The 19,299-nt window shown below is 48.2% G+C and carries 13 protein-coding genes; 8 read left to right on the forward strand and 5 right to left on the reverse strand.

Annotated elements, in window-relative coordinates; translation table 11 throughout:
• Positions 1-72 precede the first annotated feature (72 nt).
• Positions 73-2,358, reverse strand: a complete 2,286-nt coding sequence (locus D3H65_RS26535; protein ID WP_119053198.1) for a T9SS type A sorting domain-containing protein — start codon at positions 2,356-2,358, stop codon at positions 73-75.
• Between the two features lie 184 nt (positions 2,359-2,542).
• Between D3H65_RS26535 and D3H65_RS26540 the strand changes: the two genes are divergently transcribed.
• Complete coding sequence (locus D3H65_RS26540; protein ID WP_119053199.1) at positions 2,543-4,300, forward strand: PQQ-dependent sugar dehydrogenase; 1,758 nt, start codon at positions 2,543-2,545, stop codon at positions 4,298-4,300.
• Between the two features lie 81 nt (positions 4,301-4,381).
• A complete protein-coding gene (locus tag D3H65_RS26545) occupies positions 4,382-6,805 on the forward strand; it encodes a TonB-dependent receptor (RefSeq protein WP_119053200.1) in 2,424 nt (807 codons plus the stop codon).
• 99 nt (positions 6,806-6,904) lie between these two features.
• Here D3H65_RS26545 and fumC read toward each other — a convergent pair whose 3' ends face one another.
• Positions 6,905-8,302 carry a class II fumarate hydratase gene (gene fumC, locus D3H65_RS26550; protein WP_119053201.1) on the reverse strand — a complete coding sequence of 466 codons (1,398 nt, stop codon included), beginning with the start codon at positions 8,300-8,302 and terminating at the stop codon, positions 6,905-6,907.
• A 39-nt stretch (positions 8,303-8,341) separates the two neighbouring features.
• The gene (locus tag D3H65_RS26555; protein WP_119054669.1) at positions 8,342-9,355 is read right to left on the reverse strand and encodes a LacI family DNA-binding transcriptional regulator; all 1,014 of its coding nucleotides are present in this window, start codon (positions 9,353-9,355) and stop codon (positions 8,342-8,344) included.
• A 124-nt stretch (positions 9,356-9,479) separates the two neighbouring features.
• Between D3H65_RS26555 and D3H65_RS26560 the strand changes: the two genes are divergently transcribed.
• From D3H65_RS26560 to D3H65_RS26575, 4 genes are all read left to right on the forward strand, one after another.
• The gene (locus D3H65_RS26560) at positions 9,480-12,209 is read left to right on the forward strand and encodes a DUF1553 domain-containing protein (RefSeq protein ID WP_119053202.1); all 2,730 of its coding nucleotides are present in this window, start codon (positions 9,480-9,482) and stop codon (positions 12,207-12,209) included.
• An 18-nt stretch (positions 12,210-12,227) separates the two neighbouring features.
• Positions 12,228-13,739 (forward strand): DUF1501 domain-containing protein, encoded by a 1,512-nt coding sequence (locus tag D3H65_RS26565; RefSeq protein ID WP_119053203.1) that lies wholly within the window; start codon positions 12,228-12,230, stop codon positions 13,737-13,739.
• A gap of 155 nt (positions 13,740-13,894) precedes the next feature.
• Complete coding sequence (locus D3H65_RS26570) at positions 13,895-14,824, forward strand: sugar phosphate isomerase/epimerase family protein (RefSeq protein ID WP_245999596.1); 930 nt, start codon at positions 13,895-13,897, stop codon at positions 14,822-14,824.
• Between the two features lie 88 nt (positions 14,825-14,912).
• Positions 14,913-16,325, forward strand: a complete 1,413-nt coding sequence (locus tag D3H65_RS26575) for a c-type cytochrome domain-containing protein (protein WP_245999597.1) — start codon at positions 14,913-14,915, stop codon at positions 16,323-16,325.
• Between the two features lie 200 nt (positions 16,326-16,525).
• Here the strand turns inward: D3H65_RS26575 and D3H65_RS26580 are convergent, their stop codons facing one another.
• Together D3H65_RS26580 and D3H65_RS26585 are read right to left on the reverse strand one after the other, a co-directional pair.
• The gene (locus D3H65_RS26580) at positions 16,526-17,299 is read right to left on the reverse strand and encodes an enoyl-CoA hydratase/isomerase family protein (RefSeq protein ID WP_119053205.1); all 774 of its coding nucleotides are present in this window, start codon (positions 17,297-17,299) and stop codon (positions 16,526-16,528) included.
• 19 nt (positions 17,300-17,318) lie between these two features.
• Complete coding sequence (locus tag D3H65_RS26585) at positions 17,319-17,816, reverse strand: hypothetical protein (RefSeq protein ID WP_119053206.1); 498 nt, start codon at positions 17,814-17,816, stop codon at positions 17,319-17,321.
• Positions 17,817-18,060: 244 nt separating this feature from the next.
• On the opposite strand from D3H65_RS26585, the gene D3H65_RS26590 reads away from it, so the two are divergent.
• Both D3H65_RS26590 and D3H65_RS26595 read left to right on the forward strand, forming a co-directional pair.
• Complete coding sequence (locus D3H65_RS26590) at positions 18,061-18,837, forward strand: hypothetical protein (RefSeq protein WP_162915826.1); 777 nt, start codon at positions 18,061-18,063, stop codon at positions 18,835-18,837.
• A 36-nt stretch (positions 18,838-18,873) separates the two neighbouring features.
• Positions 18,874-19,185, forward strand: a complete 312-nt coding sequence (locus D3H65_RS26595; protein ID WP_162915827.1) for a hypothetical protein — start codon at positions 18,874-18,876, stop codon at positions 19,183-19,185.
• The last annotated feature ends 114 nt before the right edge of the window (positions 19,186-19,299 follow it).

The following is a 19,299-nucleotide window of genomic DNA, read 5'->3' on the forward strand; positions in this document are numbered from 1 at the left end:
GCTTCGAGCTGCGAGCATTTGTCGCGGATCAGGGCTCGAAGCTCGCAGCTCGTGGCTCGAAGCTGTTTTCGGCTAATTCTTTATCAGTCGCGTTGTGACGATCTGGTCATTCTTTTGTATCTGCATAATGTAAGCGCCTGGCAATACTTTTTCCAGGTTGGGAATGGACAGGGTATTAAAGCCTTTGTACACAGTAGCAGCCGTTTTTTTGATCACCCTGCCATAAGTATCCAGCAATGTAATGGTGATGGCTGTATTGTCGGGGGTCGTCATTTCAATATTGATCTGGTCCTTGAATGGGTTCACCACGGATCTTACTGCAAATTCCAGGTTTCCACCAGCCAATTGGATGATCCGGCTGTACTTACTGGTCTTTCCATCTGTGATACGGATACGGTAGTACCGTGTGGTGATCAATTCGCGGGGATCGGTAAAATGATAAGTATTGGTGCCCGGTAGATTGCCATCAACGGTACCGATCTTCGTAAAGTGTATCTTGTCTGTACTGCTCTCTATTTCATAGCTGGTGCCATTCGCTTCATTGAAGGCGGTCCACTGTAGCTGCGCCAGTTCATTGACCACCCTGCCGGAAAAGGCCTGGATATCGGCTTGCACCAATATGGTACAATTTTGTGTGGTCAATGTGATAATGGTGGTGGCCGCAAAAGAACAGCTATTATCATCCAGGTTACTGAGTGTGGAAGCGATCCGCACACGGTACTGGCTATTGTCTACTGCAGTAGTGGCAGGGAACGTAGGATAGGGGGCCTGGTATTCATATTCGCCGCCATTCAGTACAGGAGTTCCTATACCTCCCACGCCTGTATTACTCCAGGTGCTACCGCCATCGGTACTTTTCTCCCAACGCCAGTGGATGTAATTGGGAAAATAACAGCGGATATTGGCAAACATATCAATGGAATGACCCACGCAAACCTGTAAAGAAGGAGAGGGGCGCAGGTCGAGGTTGGGCGTACAGGTAGCCAGGGTCACATCATCGATGGCCCAGTCATTACCGCCACCACCGGCTGCATTGTTGCGGATGGTGATGGTAAAAGAAGTTTGGCCAGGGCCGGTCTGGTATACAAATCCTTTCTTCACCCATTGGCCGGTATACTTCAGGTTTCCACTGGTATAGTAATCGACTCCATCTACTGTAAAAGTGAGGTTGGGATTTACACCGGAAGAGTCGGGACCATTGAAACTGGGATTGGGGAAAAAGGTAGATCCCGATTGGCCGTAAGAACCATCGCCGGTAGAATCACAAGCGCAGTATTTACAGATATTTTTGAACCAGGCTGAAAATTCGTAGTAGGTATTGGGACATAAGCCGCCTACTGTTTGCTGGATGGCATTACTGTTGGCATAGGCAGCATTGACGGCCACAAAGTAACCGCCATTAGCGCCGGGCGCCACGGGCAAATTCCCTGCTAAAGGATCAGTTGCGCCGGTATGATCACCCATGATATCCCAGCGGGCGTGTACCCGGTTGGTAGCATTTGGTATAGGCGAATTGGGATTGGTATTGCCGGAGGGGCTCATGTTGTTGACAATAGAATAGCTGCCATCATTGGGTTGGCCAGCGGCCACGCTTTGAAAAAGGAATCCTGGTACGATGGCTGAGGTGGCCCTGTTTTGGGTATTGCCGGTACCAAAGGTGCCGCCATAATCAATCACTGCATTGGCGCCGATGGCATTGGCACATAAACCGGTGTTTTGTTTGAGGGCAATGGTGTAAGCATTACAGGGACTATTTACATTAGTACCATTGTTGCGGAAATAAAAAGAACCGCCATGTACATAGATGAAACTTCCATAGGTCATGGAAGGATTGACCCTGATGCGGAAGGAGGCTGAAATAATACAAACGCCTCCAAAAAAAGAGGGGCGTCCGGATGCATGGATCAATCCGCCATTGGGTGCTGACCAGGGTGTGGTATTGTTACAGGCGCCTCCAAGGTCAACGCCGGCATTAAAGGTGCTGCCCAGGTTGATGCGCAGGTAACCTGCTGGATCAAAATAAGCGGGGTCATCGCCGGGAGCGTCGGTATAAGCTTTGAATTCTAAACCTTCATTGGTGAGCATTTTTAAAGTGCCCGGAATATAGGTGGTATTGGCGGGAATGGTATCTACATAATGCGCACGGCTCACCGACCGGGCGTCGAAATTACCTACGGCGATGGTAGCGCGGATCTCTAAAGTATCTCCTGGTTCAATAGTACCTCCATTGAGTCCTTTGGTAATGTTAACATAGCTCTTACCTGTAAGTACCTTGGCTGTTTGTGCTGCCGAGGTGAGGAATAGCACTGATGAACATACGCAGATCAGTATTGGTTTTAAAAGTAAACTTGTCTTCATAAGGTTGGATTTGGGGGTACCTTGAGTACCATGGTTAAGCGTAAATATATAATATAGGTGTCAATGTTACAATCGTATATATACTAGTGCTGGCGCGGGTTTCAGCTATTGTTTTGCACGGAAAAAATTACCATTTTCGTAATGCCGAGATCAATAACCCGTTATACCAAAACCTATCCCGTGTATGAAAAACCTTATCCTGTTGCCAATAAGCTTTCTTATATTATTTTCTTTTTCCGCGTTTGCTCAAAATGAACCTTTTACACGTACTGTTTTAAATGAAAAGCCAGGTGCAGGCGGCTATCGGCTGGCCCATCCTTTTGATATAGTGTATGGGCCTGATGATCATCTGTATATCACTGAAAAAGTGGGTCGTATCCTGCGGGTGGATACGGGTACGGGAGTAAGGCAGATCATTTTAGATATACGTAGTAGCGTGGCCCTCAATATCACAAGAAACGGCCCTCCCGGGTATGCTGCCACCAGCATCGGGCAGAATGGCATGCTGGGTCTTGCCCTGCATCCGGGGTTTAGCAAGGGTACCGGACAAGATTCCATTTTTGTAGCCTATAGTTCTACTTCCAGTAATATCAGGATCGTTCGTTATAAGTACAATGGCGGAGCTAGTCCCTCGTTGACCAATCCTACTATTTTGATACAGGGCATTCCTGCCGGAGGAGATCACAGTACGGGCCGCCTGATCATTGGTGCGGATAATAAGCTTTATTATTCCTGTGGCGACCTGGGCAATAACCAGTTCAATAACCGGTGTACAGAGATCCGTTCTCAGAAGCTCCCTACGCAAACAGATATAGATAATGCTACTTATACATTGTATTCAGGTAAGATATTGCGACTCAACCTGGATGGGTCGATACCCAATGATAACCCATTGTGGAATGGTGTGCAGAGTCATATCTATACGATCGGGCACCGGAATCCGCAAGGACTGGTATGGGAGAAAAATCCTGCCAATGGCACCACATTTCCGGTATTGACACCTGGTGGTAAATTATTCAGTTCCGAACATGGGCCTAATACAGATGATGAGGTAAACAGTATTGAAAGTGGTCGTAATTACGGCTGGCCCTATATTGCCGGTGACACTGATGAAGTAAACTATCAATATGTGAACTGGTCTTCTACCAGTAATTGCACTATTAACTATGATGAGAACCCTTACCAGGTTCCTGCCGGCGCCGTGGTGACGCAGGAGAAAAATGCACCTGCCGATGTAAAAGCGAATTTCAGAAAGCCGCTCGTAAAAGCCTATACAGTTTGTACACCATTACCCGCTTCGCAATGTGAACTGGCCAACGGGTGGTTAAAATTCCCTACGATTGCACCTTCGAGTATTGAATATTATAACCTTAACAGCGGCAAGGGCATTCCTAACTGGTACCCTTCTTTGCTGGTGCCTACCCTGCGCACAGGAACACTTTTCCGCTACCGGCTCAATGCCGCAAAAGATATGATCATTGGAGATTCGATCCAATATTTCAAAACTGTCAACCGGTACAGGGATATAGCCCTGAGCCCGGATGGGAAAATTTACATTATTACAGATAGTATTGGTTCTACCTCGGGGCCCAGTGGCTCCAGTCAGACCAATATGACGAATAAGGGAGCCATCCTGGTATTTGAATATGCCGGCATCATCCTGCCTATCCGTGAACATCCTGAAAACCTTCCCCGTAAATATACTAGCAGCGTGTACCCCAATCCTGCCACCAGTTATATCCAGGTGGAAACGGAACCTGCTGTGCAGAAGCCTATCCGTTACCGGCTGATCGATATGAACGGTAAACTGATCCTGGATGAAAAAACAACCCGGAACAACTTTACTATTGAAACGGGTCGTTACAGAAGAGGGGTATATATCCTGAAATTGTTCAATGGGTATGGGTCAGAGATCAGGATGGATAAGATCATCTTGCAGTAATCCCTAAACAGTTACCCATTTCGTAAGCCGATTTCCTGATTCCGTAAGTGGGAGTAGGGGGTAGTATCTTCCTTTGCACGCATGAAAATTAAGCTACTCTCCACGATTTTATGTTGTACGTTTTTATTGATCTGCTCCCTGGCGCAGGCGCAGGGTGGCGGAACCCTGCATGGGAAGGTATATTCTTCGGATGGCCAGCCTGCAGAAGGTGTGTCTGTGGTACTGGTAGGTAAAAAGCACGCTACTACCACCAATACGCTGGGTGAATACAAAATTACCGGTATCGCTCCTGGCAATTATATCCTTCGGGTAAGTTCGGTAGAGCTGAAACCGGTAGAAAAGGAAATATCAATCAAAGAGAATGAAGTTGCGGAATATGATTTCAGGCTTACTGAGAACCACGCTTTCCTGGAAGAGATCGTGATAGCGGGCAGAAAAAATAAATTCTATTCCAAAGAAAGCCAGTCCGTGGCCAAGATGCCGCTGAGCCGGTTGGAAAATCCCCAGGTGTATACCTCTATCCCTAAAAACCTGTTGCGCGAGCAAATGGTGATCGATTTTGGCAGTGCGCTGCGCAATGCACCGGGTCTTTACAAAATACAAGGCAGTCGGGGTATCAATTCGGATGGCGCTTCTTTCTACTCACTGCGTGGCTTTCGTACAGAAGCTTCCATGGTAGATGGTGTGCCCGGACAAACGAATGGCGATTATGATCCGGCTTCCATTGAAAGGATCGAGGTATTGAAAGGGCCTTCTGCTACTTTGTTTGGCGGCGCTGTGACTTCCTTTGGCGGCATGGTGAATATCATTACCAAAAAGCCACTGGACACACTGGGTGGAGAGGTGTCTTATACTACAGGCAGCTTTAACCTCAACCGGGTGATGGCGGATATCTATGGGCCGCTCAATAAAGAAAAGACTGTACTCTTCAGGTTGAATGCCTCCTATCATCACCAGCTTAGCTGGCAGGATGCCGGCTTCAAAAAGACAATGTTCCTGGCTCCTTCGCTGGAACTGCGTGCCAGTGAAAGGCTCAAGATCAACCTGAATGCTGATTTCTACAGTGCAGAGGCTACCAGTCCTTCAGCGGTGTTCCTCAACCGTACCCGTCCCTTTGTGGCGCATGAGCCTGGTGAGTTGAACTTCGATTGGAAACGTTCTTATACAAGTAACGACCTGACGATGAAAACACCTACGGTGAATGTGCGTGCGGTGGGTACCTACAAATTGTCGGAGAACTGGACCTCCCAAACGGTCATTTCCAGCAATACCCGGAAATCGGATGGCTATTACCAATACCAGTTTATCCGCAAGGCTACGGATGATTCGCTGGAGCGGAATGTGTCTTTACAGAATACGATCAATACGGCACTGGATATCCAACAGAACTTTACCGGCAATTTCAAGATCGCCGGATTTAAGAACAGGTTGCTGGTGGGCATTGATTACCTGCGGCTGAAGGTAAATAATGACAATTCACCATACATCGTGTATGATTTTGTGAATGGTACGTTGAATGATGACAAGAATTATACAAAGATCTCCAAATATGGGGTGGATCAAAAGATCATGGCGAGCACTGCTGCTCCTACGAGAAACCACGGCAGCACCTATATTTATAGTGCTTATGCATCGGATGTGGTGAATCTTACGCCCAACCTTTTGGCGATGCTTAGTTTACGGGTAGACCGTTTCGACAGCAAGGGCACCATCAACCATGCTACCAATGCGGTGATGGCCAACAGTAACTATCAACAAACGGCTTTCTCTCCCAAGTTCGGCCTGGTGTATGAGGTGATCAAAAAACAGGTATCGGTATTTGGTAACTATATGAATGGATTTAGCAATGTGGCGCCGGTGACGCAACCCATCCCTGAGTTGTCTGGCAACTTCAAACCGCAACAGGCCAACCAGTTTGAAGGTGGCGTGAAGCTGGAACTGTTTAACAACCAGCTGAACTTTACAGCCAGCTATTATGATATTAAAGTGGATAATATTACCCGCCCTGATGTGTACAAGCAAAATGGGGTTGATTACAATGTGACGGTGCAGGACGGTACGCAAACGAGCAAGGGTATTGAATTTGAGCTGAATGCCAATCCGCTGCCAGGATTGAATATCAATGGCGGTTATGCCCACAACAACAGCAAACTGACGAAGACAACAGCAGCGCTGCAAGACAGGCGACCTGCTGCGGCGGGCCCGGCTGACCTGGCTAATCTGTGGGTGAGCTATTCTATATTGAAGGGAGACTTTAAAGGATTGGGCATGGGTGCAGGCGGTACTTATACAGGTAAGCACATGACAGCCAATTCGGCTACTACCGGGGTATTTACTTTTGATTCCTATACCCTGCTGAACGCAACTGTGTTTTATGAAACAAGGAGGTTCCGCCTGGGTGTTAAGTTTGATAATATTACGGATGAGCAATACTTCCTTGGTCAGGGTACCATCACTCCGCAAATGCCGATGAATGTATTGGCCAATGTGGCAGTGAAGTTGTAGTAACTTATAGTTCCTGGTTCTCTGTGTAAATATAAGACCCTGTATGTGTTGTTACATACAGGGTCTTTTTTTGTGTAATTCGCTTTGATTGGTATAGTGCTAGATCTTGCCCACCATATTGGCTGGTACCACCCATTCATCAAACTGCTCAGGTGTTACATAACCCAGCTTCACAGCCATTTCTTTGAGGGTAGTGCCTTCTTTGTGAGCTGTTTGGGCTATCTCAGCAGCTTTGTAATAACCAATTTTGGTATTCAAAGCCGTTACGAGCATGAGGCTATTGTCTACGTGCTTCTTAATATTCTCTTCAATAGGGGCCAGGCCTTCTGCGCACTTATCGTTGAAGCTTACGCAGCCATCGCCAATGAGACGGGCGCTGTGCAGGAAGTTGTAGATCATGACGGGCTTGAATACGTTCAGCTCGAAATGACCGGTAGCGCCGCCGATGTTAATGGCCACATCATTGCCCAATACCTGTGCTGCGATCATGGTAAGCGCTTCGCATTGTGTAGGGTTGACCTTGCCGGGCATGATAGAGGAACCGGGCTCGTTATCGGGAATAAACAATTCACCGATGCCGCTGCGCGGACCAGAGCTCAACATACGCACATCGTTGGCAATCTTCATCAGGCTCACGGCTACTGTTTTCAGGGCGCCATGAGCTTCTACGATCGCATCATGGGCTGCCAGGGCCTCAAATTTATTCTCAGCTGTTACAAAAGGCAGTCCGGTTAATGCTGCAATATGTTTGGCTACATTCTCTGAATAATTAGCAGGAGTATTGATGCCGGTACCTACCGCGGTGCCGCCGAGGGCCAGTTCGCTCAGGTGGGCCAGTGTATTCTTAATGGCTTTTAATCCATGGTTCAGTTGTGATACGTATCCGCTGAACTCCTGTCCTACCGTTAATGGGGTAGCGTCCATAAAGTGCGTACGGCCGATCTTCACCACGTGCATGTATTGCTTGCTTTTGGCGGCGAGGGTATCGCGCAGCTTTTCGATGCCGGGGATGGTTACATCCAGCAGCATTTTATAAGCCGCAATGTGCATGGCGGTAGGGAAGGTATCGTTGGATGATTGTGATTTATTGACATCATCATTGGGGTGGAGGAACTTTTCTTTATCGGTTAGTTTGCCTCCCTTGATCACATGACCACGGTAAGCTACTACTTCATTTACGTTCATATTGGACTGGGTGCCGGAGCCGGTTTGCCAAACCACCAGGGGGAATGAATTGTCCAGTTTGCCGGCCAGTATTTCGTCACAAACCTGACCGATCAGGTCAGCCTTTTCCTGAGGCAATACACCTGCCTCGAAATTGGTAATGGCGGCGGCTTTTTTCAGGTAGGCAAAAGCACGGATGATCTCTTTCGGCATCCTGTTGATATCCTGTGCAATCTTGAAATTCTCAATGCTGCGTTGGGTCTGTGCGCCGTATAAAGCATCGGCAGGCACCTGCACCTCGCCCATGGTATCTTTTTCAATACGATAATCCATAACAAAAAAATTTGTGGGCAAAGGTAGGCGGATTACGCTTTAGTGCACGATTAATTCGCTTTTTAATACCACGTTCTCGTATGGGAATTCCTGGCGGTTGGTCTTGCTATCCAATAGTTTGAATAACAATTCTGTAGCACGGGCGCCCTGGTCGTAGGGAAACTGCTCTACGGAGGCGATGGGCGGGTAATCGAGGTACCGGGTGACGGATACGTTGGCATAACTTACAAAGCTGATGTCTTTGTCAATACGCAGTTTTTTCTGGCGGGCATAATGGATGGCGTCCAGTGCCACATAATCATTGAATACCAGTACGGCGGTGGGTTTTTTCTTCTTGCTGAGCAGGAGGTCCAATGCTGCTTCGGTGCTTTGGGTGGAAAGGTCTGTGCTTACGATGAGGGATTCATCTACGGGCAATTTGTGCTTTTTGAGGGCTTCATAATAGCCTGCCAGCCTTTCATTTTTAATACCCAGGGTAGGAGGTCCCTGCATGTAGCCGATGATCTTATGGCCTTTGCCAATGAGGAATTCAACGGCTTCCACAGAACTATGGTAGAGGTTGCAGCTTACGGAATGTACATCGGGTACATCGGGTACACGGTCGAAAAATACCACGGGTATATCGTAGCTCTTCATTTGTTCAAAGTGATCAAACTGGGTGGTATTCTTGGAGATGGAGGCCAATATGCCGTCTACCCGGTGCTTCTTCATGGTCTCCAGTATCTTCTTTTCATTTTCTATATCATCATGTGACTGGCCGATCAATACAATGTAATTGTTGGGCAGGGCAATGGCTTCAATACCATTGATAGCAGAAGAAAAGAACTCTTCCCGCAGGTTGGGCAGAATAACGCCGATGGTGAAGGTTTTGCGCTGCTTGAAGAATATAGCCGTTTGATTGGGCTCATAATTCAATTCGGCAGCCATCTTCTTCACAGCCAGCCGGGTACGCAGCCCAATGCTGGGATGATCGTGTAATGCGCGCGATACGGTAGAAATGGAAATACTCAGGCGCTGCGCAATTTCTTTAATGGTAGGAAGCTTTTTCTCCATATGAACAAAAATAAACCGGTAATATATCAAAAAAAATACAAACGATTGCGCATAATAAGTTTCGGGATGGATGAGGCAGCAGGATTTATTGCTAACTTTAAGCGTCAGCCAAACGGTTCCCATTATGATTGCTCCTGCTTTAAAGAAAACATTGCTGGTTATTGCCGTATTGCTGGTAGCCATACTGGTATTCACCTTTAGCACGCGTAGCCGTGCTATCGACTTCAACACGGAAGTAAAACCCATCTTCAATAAAAAATGTATCTCCTGCCATGGCGGGGTTAAACGCCAGGGAGGGTTTAGTTTGTTATTCCGCTCGGAAGCATTGGCCAATACCGAATCGGGCAAGCCTGCTATCATTCCCGGCCACCCCGATCAAAGTGATATGATCCGCCGCCTCACCCTCAAAGATCCGGAAGAGCGTATGCCTTATAAACATGAGCCCTTAACGGAAGCAGAGATCAGCACGTTAACGGCCTGGGTAAAGCAAGGCGCTGTGTGGGGCGATCACTGGGCCTATGTACCGGTAAAAGAACCCACTGTTCCTGCTACAGCTTACCCCGGCGCCCGCAATGGTATCGATCATTATATCTATGAACAACTGGAAGCGGCATCGCTGAAGCCATCGCCCGAAGCAGACAAAGCCACTTTACTGCGGCGGGTAAGTCTTGACCTCACGGGCATGCCGGCAACAGAGGCTGTAGCGCAACGTTTCTTACAAAGTAAAGCACCTAATGCTTATGATGAGCTGGTAGATACTTTATTGGCCTCTCCCCATTTCGGAGAAAAATGGGCGGCCGTATGGCTCGACCTGGCCCGCTATTCCGATACGAAGGGTTACGAGCGTGATGCGGGGCGTAATATCTGGCGCTACCGCGACTGGCTCATCCAGGCATTCAATGCAGACAAGCCCTATGATGTCTTTCTAACAGAACAAATAGCCGGCGACCTGCTGCCCGATCCCTCCGATGAACAATATATTGCCACGGCCTTCCACCGCAATACGATGACGAATGATGAAGGAGGTACGGATAATGAAGAGTTCCGTACTTCGGCGGTGCTCGACCGGGTGAATACCACCTGGGAGGGCGTGATGGGCACCACGTTTGCCTGCGTGCAATGCCATAGTCATCCTTATGATCCCTTTACGCACGATGAGTATTATAAGTTCATGGCTTTCTTCAACGATACGCGTGATGAGGATACATATGAGGATTACCCGCTGCTGCGTCATTTTACTGATTCGATGAAGCAGGAACTGGCCACGATGGTCAACTGGGCCACGAAATATTCCTCTAAAGAAGTAGCGAGCCAGTGGGAGCGGTTTGTAAAGACCTGGGAGCCTTCCATTCACTCGCTCACAGCTGATGTGCTGGTAAATAGTGCGCTGGCTGATACGAAGTGGCTTACCTGCCGCAACCATGCCATTGCCCGGCTGAATAAAGTGAACCTGCAGGACAAAACGCAATTGCTCATTCGCTATTCCACAGGACTAAAAGATGGCATACTTTGTTTGCGCCTCGACAGTGCTACAGGTCCCATCATTAAAAAGATCGTATTGCCGCCTACGCAGGGATGGCAGATCAATCGTTTTGAACTGCCAGCTACTGCCGGTGTGCATCCACTCTATTTAACTTATTCCAGCAATAGTCTCAAAGAACCTGAAGCCAGCGGCGTGACCTTCGACTGGTTTCATTTCACGGCGCCTTTTCCCGGTAAAGGTCAGCCCGGTTATGCAGAAAATGAAGCACGTTGGTGGGGCCTGCTCAATAAAGGAGTGTCCTCCACGCCGATCATGATGGACAATCCTGCGGACATGCACCGCACCTCGCAGGTATTTGAGCGTGGTAACTGGCTGGTAAAAGGTAAAACGGTAACGCCGGATGTACCACATGCACTCAACCCATTTCCGGTGAAAGCGCCCCGCAACAGGCTTGGCCTGGCCATGTGGCTTACGCAAGATGACAACCCACTTACGGCACGTACGATGGTAAACAGGATATGGGAGCAATTCTTTGGCAGTGGCCTGGCGGAAACGCTGGAAGATCTGGGTACGCAAGGTATACAGCCCACACACCGTGAGCTGCTGGACTATCTTTCTTACGAGTTGATGCACCAATATAAATGGAGCCTTAAAAAACTCATGCGCGAAATTGTATTGTCTGCCACTTACCGGCAGGATTCTAAAACAAACCCGCAGTTACAGGAAAAAGATCCCTATAATAAATTATATGCAAGAGGTGCCCGTGTGCGGTTGTCTGCGGAACAAGTGCGGGACCAGGCTTTGTGCATCAGTGGACTGATGAGTGCAACGATGTATGGCCCTGCGGTATTTCCGTTTCAACCGGATGGTATCTGGCTATCACCCTGGAATGGGGCGCAATGGAGAAATGCCACAGGAGACAATGCGCATCGCCGGGCAATCTACACGTATTGGAAACGTACAGCGCCTTACCCTTCTATGATCACTTTCGACGGTGCGTTGCGGGAAGTATGTACTTCCAGGCGCATCCGCACCAATACACCTTTGCAGGCGCTGGTAACGCTGAATGACGAAGCCTATCTCGAAATGGCGCGGCACCTTGCTTACCGTATGCAGCAACAGGCTGGCAACAATGTAAAGCAGCAGATCAGCAAAGGATATGAACTGGCGATGTATAAGCCGATCACTGAAACAAGGTTGGCCATTCTTTCCAAGCTGTACCAGGAAGCATTGCAAACTTATCAGCAGGATAAAGACAAAACCTGTGCTATCATTGGTGAAATGAATGAACACAATAACCCGGAAACAGCCGCACTGGTAGTTACTGCCAATGCGATGCTCAACCTCGACGAACTGATCACCAAAAACTAGCACGCATCCATTATCAACATGACACAAAAAGAACTACATAATCAACGCCTGCTTAATGAAGCCAATGCCAGGGCCTGTCATTATTTTACGCGGCGTCACTTTCTGAAAGAAAGCGCCATGGGATTGGGTGCGCTGGCACTGGGTTCGCTGTTTGGTGGTTGTGGTACAGGCAAAGAAGAGGCCGCAGCCAGTACGGTATTTGATGCGGCCAACCCGCTGGCGCCCAAACTGCCTTTGTTTCCCGGTAAGGCCAGGTCTGTTATTTACCTGCACATGGCGGGAGCTCCCTCACAATTAGAATTATTCGACTATAAGCCGGCACTGATGAAACTGGACGGACAGGATTGTCCGCCTTCTTTGCTGGAAGGAAAAAAATTTGCTTTCATTCGCGGTGTTCCCAAAATGATGGGGCCGCAGGCCAACTTCAAGCAAAGAGGGCAAAGCGGCGCCTGGGTATCGGACCATATGCCGCATTTTGCAACGGTGGCGGATGAAGTGAGTTTCTTAAAAGCAGTGACGACAGATCAGTTTAACCACGGGCCTGCACAACTGCTGATGCATACGGGCGCTCCCCGCCTGGGGCGGCCCAGCATTGGATCATGGGCTACGTATGGATTAGGAACGGAGAACCAGAACCTGCCCGGCTTTGTGGTGCTCACCTCCGGGGGTAAATTTCCGGATGCCGGTAAAAGTGTATGGGGCAGTGGTTTTCTGCCCAGCGTGTACCAGGGCGTTCAATGCCGCAGTGAAGGTGATCCGGTATTGTTTATCAAAGACCCGGAAGGGATGGACCGTGACCTGCGCAAAGCTTCCATTGATGCTATTAATGAAGTGAACAGGCAACAGTATGCGGAGTTCCAGGACCCGGAGACCTTATCGCGCATTGCGCAATATGAAATGGCTTACCGTATGCAGATATCTGTACCGGAGGTCATGAACATCAACGACGAACCACAATACATTCATGATATGTATGGCACACAGCCGGGCAAGTCCTGCTATGCCAACAATGTATTGCTGGCGCGTAAGCTGGTGGAAAAAGGGGTGCGTTTTGTACAGTTGTTTGATTGGGGATGGGATAGTCATGGTACGGATAGCAACCTGGCTATTGATGTAGGCTTTATCAATAAGTGCAGGCAGGTAGACAAAGCCACCACGGCGCTCCTGCTTGATCTGAAACAACGTGGTTTGCTGGAAGATACATTGGTCGTATGGGGTGGTGAATTTGGCAGAACGCCGATGATGGAAAACCGTGATGGCAAGAAAAATCCTTTCAAAGGACGCGATCACCACGTAGAAGCATTCACCATCTGGATGGCCGGAGGTGGTATTAAGAAGGCAACGAGCTTTGGCGAAACAGATGAAATTGGCTACAGTGCCATCAGTGGTAAAACCACTGCATTTGATATACAGGCTACGATATTGAACCAGTTGGGATTTGATCATGAGAAATTCACCTACCAGTTTCAGGGCCGGCCGTTCCGCCTGACGGATGTACATGGCAGGGTGATCGAAGAGATAATAGCATAGGCGTTAGCTGTTAGGTATTAGCTGTTAGCTTTTAGCGATTAGCTGTTTTTGTATTTAGCTCGTAGCTCGCAGCTCAAGGCTCGCAGCTTTTGATTAATGGGAAATCAAAAAGAGAAAAATTCACACCGTATTTTGTAATAACTAAATCGAGACTAATGCCTTTAACCCGCAGAAAGTTTTTTGGAATGGGCGCATCTGCCAGCGCTGCCATGATGTTGACCTCCTTTGAAGCCCTGGCGATGGACAAGCCGGCCTTCCAAACCACCCAGGGATTCTCTTTAAAAATAATGGCCACCAATTGGGGCTTCCGGGGCACCATGGATGAGTTTTGCGCCAAGGCAAAAAAAGAAGGATATGATGGTATAGAATTGTGGTGGCCGGGAGATGCTGCGGGTCAGCAGGAATTATTTACTGCCTTGAAAAAGCATGGATTGGCAGTTGGTTTCCTCTGCGGCGGATCATCCAGTAACTGGCAGGAACACCTTACGCAGTTTAAAGCATCGGTGGATGCTGCTGCCGGTAATACGGCACAGCGTCCCTTGTACATTAATTGTCATGCAGGTCGTGATTATTTTTCCTTCGATCAGAACAAAGCTTTTATTGACCATACCACCCAGTTGGCTAAAAAAACAGGTATCGGCATATACCATGAGTCGCACCGTTCAAGAATATTGTTTGCTGCTTCCATAGCACGGCATTTCATTGAAAAGCTGCCCGACCTGCGCCTTACACTGGATATATCGCATTGGTGCACAGTACATGAAAGCCTGCTGGGTGACCAGGTAGAGACTGTTAATATGGCGCTGGAACGTACAGATCATATCCATGCGCGGGTAGGCCATCCGGAAGGCCCGCAGGTGAGCGACCCCCGTGCACCGGAATGGGAAGGAGCTGTGAAAGCGCATATCGCCTGGTGGGACAGTATCGTAGAAAAGAAAAAGAAAGCCGGTTTACCGTTGACGATCCTCACCGAATTTGGTCCGCCGGATTATATGCCCACCTTGCCGTATACCCGTCAGCCTTTGGCCGATCAGTGGGCCATCAATGTGCATATGATGCAACTCTTAAGAAAACGTTATTCATAAATTAGCTACGAGCCACGAGCTACGAGCTTTGAGCCCTTTGAGCCGCATTTGGGTTTTAGCTCGCAGCTCGTAGCTCAAAGCTCGCAGCTTGTATTCCACTATGTTTTCACTCATTGGTCATTTCCATCCTGTATTCGTACACCTTCCTATCGGCATCCTGTTGCTGGCTGCTGTATTGCAGTTCATTGAAAAGAGAAAGCCGGGCAGCAACCTTGAACAGGCGATCACGATCTCGCTGTTGATCGGCATGATCAGTGCTGTTATTTCCTGCATCACGGGATATTTCCTGTCGCGCAGTGATGACTATGATGAGCAGCTGGTAAGCCAACACCAATGGATGGGGATCGGTGTGGCAGTAGTGGCCATCATCCTGTACTTTCTGCGCAAGCGGAATAGGGCGCCACGCTGGCATGGGCCTTTGATGCTGGTGCTCATCGTGCTGGTGTCCATAACAGGGCATATAGGCGGTTCCCTCACCCACGGTTCGGATTATCTTACACGGCCTTTTGCCGATCTGGGCAATGGTCCTGACACGGCGGCGCGGGTAGCTATTGCCAATGTACAGGAAGCGGCTGCTTATAAGGATGTGATACAACCCCTGTTGCAAACGAAGTGCTATAGCTGTCACAATAAGAACAAACAAAAAGGAGGGCTGCGGATGGATGAGCAGGCGCTGTTATTGAAAGGGGGTAAAAATGGAGTGGCTTTGTTGCCCGGCAAAGCGGCTGAAAGTGAATTGATGAAACGGCTGTTGCTGCCCAGGGAAAATGAAGACCATATGCCTCCTAAAGAAAAGCCTCAATTAACGGAAAGTGAAATAGCCCTGATACACTGGTGGATCGCTTCAGGTGCTTCCTTCGATAAAAAAGTAAAGGAGTTGGAGCAACCGGCTGCCGTGAAGCCAGCCCTGCTGGCCTTGCAAAACACTACCACAGAAAAGAAAGCCCTGCCGGAGATTCCCGCAGAACCGGTAAGCCGGGCTGATGACAGCGCCTTGAAAAGGATCAGGGAACTGGGTGTGGTGATCCTGCCCGTATCGCAGAACAGCAACTATCTTTCCGCCAATTTTATCACGGCTGTGAACGCGAGGGGCAAAGACCTGCAATTGCTGTTGCCGGTAAAGAAGCAACTGGTGTGGCTAAAACTAAGCAATCCTGCGATCAACGATTCTGCGCTGGCAACGATTGCCCAATGCAATAATATTACCCGCCTGCAATTGGATCATACCGCTATTACGGATGCGGGGTTACAACAACTCAAGTCACTCAAACAGCTGCAATACCTCAACCTGGTAGGAACCAAAATAACAGCCGCGGGATTGCTGCAATTAAAAGGACTTGATCAACTGCAATCTATTTATTGTTATCAATCGGCTATCAAAAAGGAAGACCTCGCTGCATTGCAGCAGGCATTTCCCAAAGCAAAGATCGATCCCGGAGGATACGAGGTGCCGATATTGGCAACCGATACCACGGAAGTAAAGCAGGCAGTGCAGCCATAAGATGATCAGGGTGAGCCGCCCTCAAGGGGCGACCCACCCTTCGTGAAGTAAGAATTTCGAAAGTCAGGATAATTTTTGATGGCTCTTTTGAGGCAAAGGTGAGTAGCCCTGCGGCGCGGCGTGGCAGCCAGGCAGGGCGGCCCGCCTTAAGCCTCTTGGCAATTTGTTCAAATCGCGGCAGCAATTCAGTATACTGTATTCTACTTGCCTTTAAACACTGGTTTTCTTTTCTCGAGGAATGCAGCAGCACCCTCTTGCATATCTTCAGTCGCGAAGCATTCTCCGAATTTTTGCACTTCCAGGTCGTATCCTTTTTGGGTGTGATCGAAGTTGTTAATGCACTCAATGATATTGGCGATGGCGATAGGCGCCTTGGATTGAATGGTTTGCAGAATCTCTTTTACTTTGGGCAGCAGCGCTTCGGGTGTTACTACTTCATTCACCAGGCCATAGCTCTGTGCTTCTTTGGCGGTGATCATCTTGCCGCTCATTAGTAACTCCATGGCCCGGCCTTTGCCTGCTACCTGCACCAGTCTTTGCGTACCGCCATACCCGGGTATCAACCCAAGGTTTACTTCGGGTTGACCAAATTTGGCATTGTCGGAGGCGATCATAAAATGGCAGGATAGTGCTAATTCACATCCACCTCCCAGTGCAAAGCCATTTACCGCTGCTACGATGGGCTTGGGTGCATTTTCTATCTTGAAGAAAATATCATGTCCTTTCTTGGCCAGCGCCATTCCCTGCTCTTTGCTCAGGCCCTGGAATTCCGTGATGTCGGCGCCTGCTACAAATGCCTTGCCGCCCGAACCGGTAATAATAGCCGATTTAATGTTTGTATTGTTGTATACTTCATCAATCGCCTTGCTAAGCTCTTCCATCACTGTTTTGTTGATGGCATTCAATTTATCGGGCCGGTTGATGGTAATAATACAAATATGCTGTTCTACTTCTACAAGCAAAGTTTCGTACATGACAAAGATTTTTTCAAATCTAAGGAATGTCTTCTATATAGGCTGTCAACCGGTTCTCTAATTTCCCCTTGCCGTACTTGTCCCAGAAGGTGACCACAATTTTGTATTCCTGTTGCCAGTCCATGGGCTTGCCTGTATTGATCGTGCATTTCAGTTCTCTGGCTTTCTCTTTATCCCAGGTGTCATTGCCCTGAAACAGGTCGTTTTCTGCCAGGATCTTTTTGCCGCTGCTATCGGTGATGGTGAGGGAACAACCTACAGATACTTTACCATCTTTCACTACCAGTCCTTCAACACCCTGGTTAATTACGGCAAAACTTTCGCCCAGCACTACCTGGTTGTGTGATACCGTTTCTCCGTTCATAACACGCAGCACTTCTGCCGGTTCCAGGTTAGTCCAGGAGGTTGTAATACCATTGCCACCGTCTTTTTTAATGCCGATATGGGTTTTCCCCTCACAGGCAGTCAGCAGCACGCATGCGAGGATGGCTGCCACCAACTTGTTGATCAATGTCATAATTGTAAGTATTTAATAGCCACACAAAGATCGGTAGGCTGGTTATATGTAAAAAGCGCCGGCAAGCGGAATGCCTTACTATTTAGTAAAGGGTGCGGAATGGCCCGTAAAATGCAGTCCAATCAGAAAAACCGCCTGTTATTGGCTAAAAATGACTGTACACCCATTTGCCCATTTCTGCGATAAAGCAGGCCTGTACATTTGCACCCACCAATCAACTATCGTTCATCATTAAACCTTTATTATGAAGTGGCTTTTAATAGCCTGTGGGGTCGTATTGTCTCTGACGGGGTACATGGCTTGTATGCGTTCGAAAGTACAGCGGGAAAACCCGGTGATACAAAGAAGTTTAGTAAAATGGGAAAGCACGGGTGATAGTGCTTCTTCTACAAGATTAGGAAAAGACAGTCAAGGTCATATCACCAGTATGGAAAACAATGCGGAACTGAACCGCTTTCAATTCTCAACAGATAGTATACTCCTCACTGAATATTCCAAAACCAACAACCGCATTGTATATGCCTTCAAAGGCAGGCTGGACAGTGCCGGCAGGTTGACCGAAGGCACTGCGATCGTAGGTTATGCAGATCACGGCACAGATACGGTACTGCACCGGTTTGAATACGATGACCAGGGCTACCTGGTGAAAGAGTACCGGGACTATGGAAAAGCGGGCATCTACATTATTATCTATCAGTATGAGGCAGGCGATGCTATCAGGATCAGCACCTGGTACAACAATGAATTGTACAATACCAAAGAGCTGGAATACTACACGGGAAAAAATAACCTTACTGGCCTGGAAGATTTTAAGTTCAGAAAGAATATCAATCACATGGTAGGTAATGTCAGTAAACACCTGGTAAAGAAGATCACTTCTGTAGCCGGGAATGGTAAGCTGAACTATTCATTCAATTTTGAGTACGAGACTGATGACGAGGGGTTGCCCTTAAAATTGATCACCCGAAAAGGTAAGAAGGTAAGTGGCGTTACTACTTACTTCTATGCGGCTAAAGTGTAGGAGGTCCCCGTTTTTAAACCATAAAAATGAAAAACAGTGAATGCCTGGTGGAATATAGGAAGTCGAAGCCGAAAACGTAAACTGGTGTATGGTCAATTGCAGCAACAACGGATCATGTTGCAGCAAGGTGTGCCAGCTCATGCAAGGATCATTGAGATTGAATCAAAATATGAATTGTTGAAAGGTTATGTGGAACTGCAATTGTGGGTAATGATCCGCTTGCAGGAAAGGTTGTTGTACCAGCAGGTGCATACGATGGTAGCTGCAGAGAATATACCTGTTACTGGTGCCGTAGTGCCCATCCGGGTGCTACCGGAAAACACCTCGTCGATCCTTATTCTTTCTTAGCTCACTTTTAGAGCTTAATCCCTCCGCTCACCAGGGTTCCCTTCCTGCGCTGCCGGTCCTCCGGTGGAGGCAGGTAAGGGGCTCTGCGTTTTAGCACCTGTTGAGGCGGGCAGT

It is taken from the genome of Paraflavitalea soli, from assembly GCF_003555545.1.
Taxonomy (GTDB): Bacteria; Bacteroidota; Bacteroidia; order Chitinophagales; family Chitinophagaceae; genus Paraflavitalea; species Paraflavitalea soli.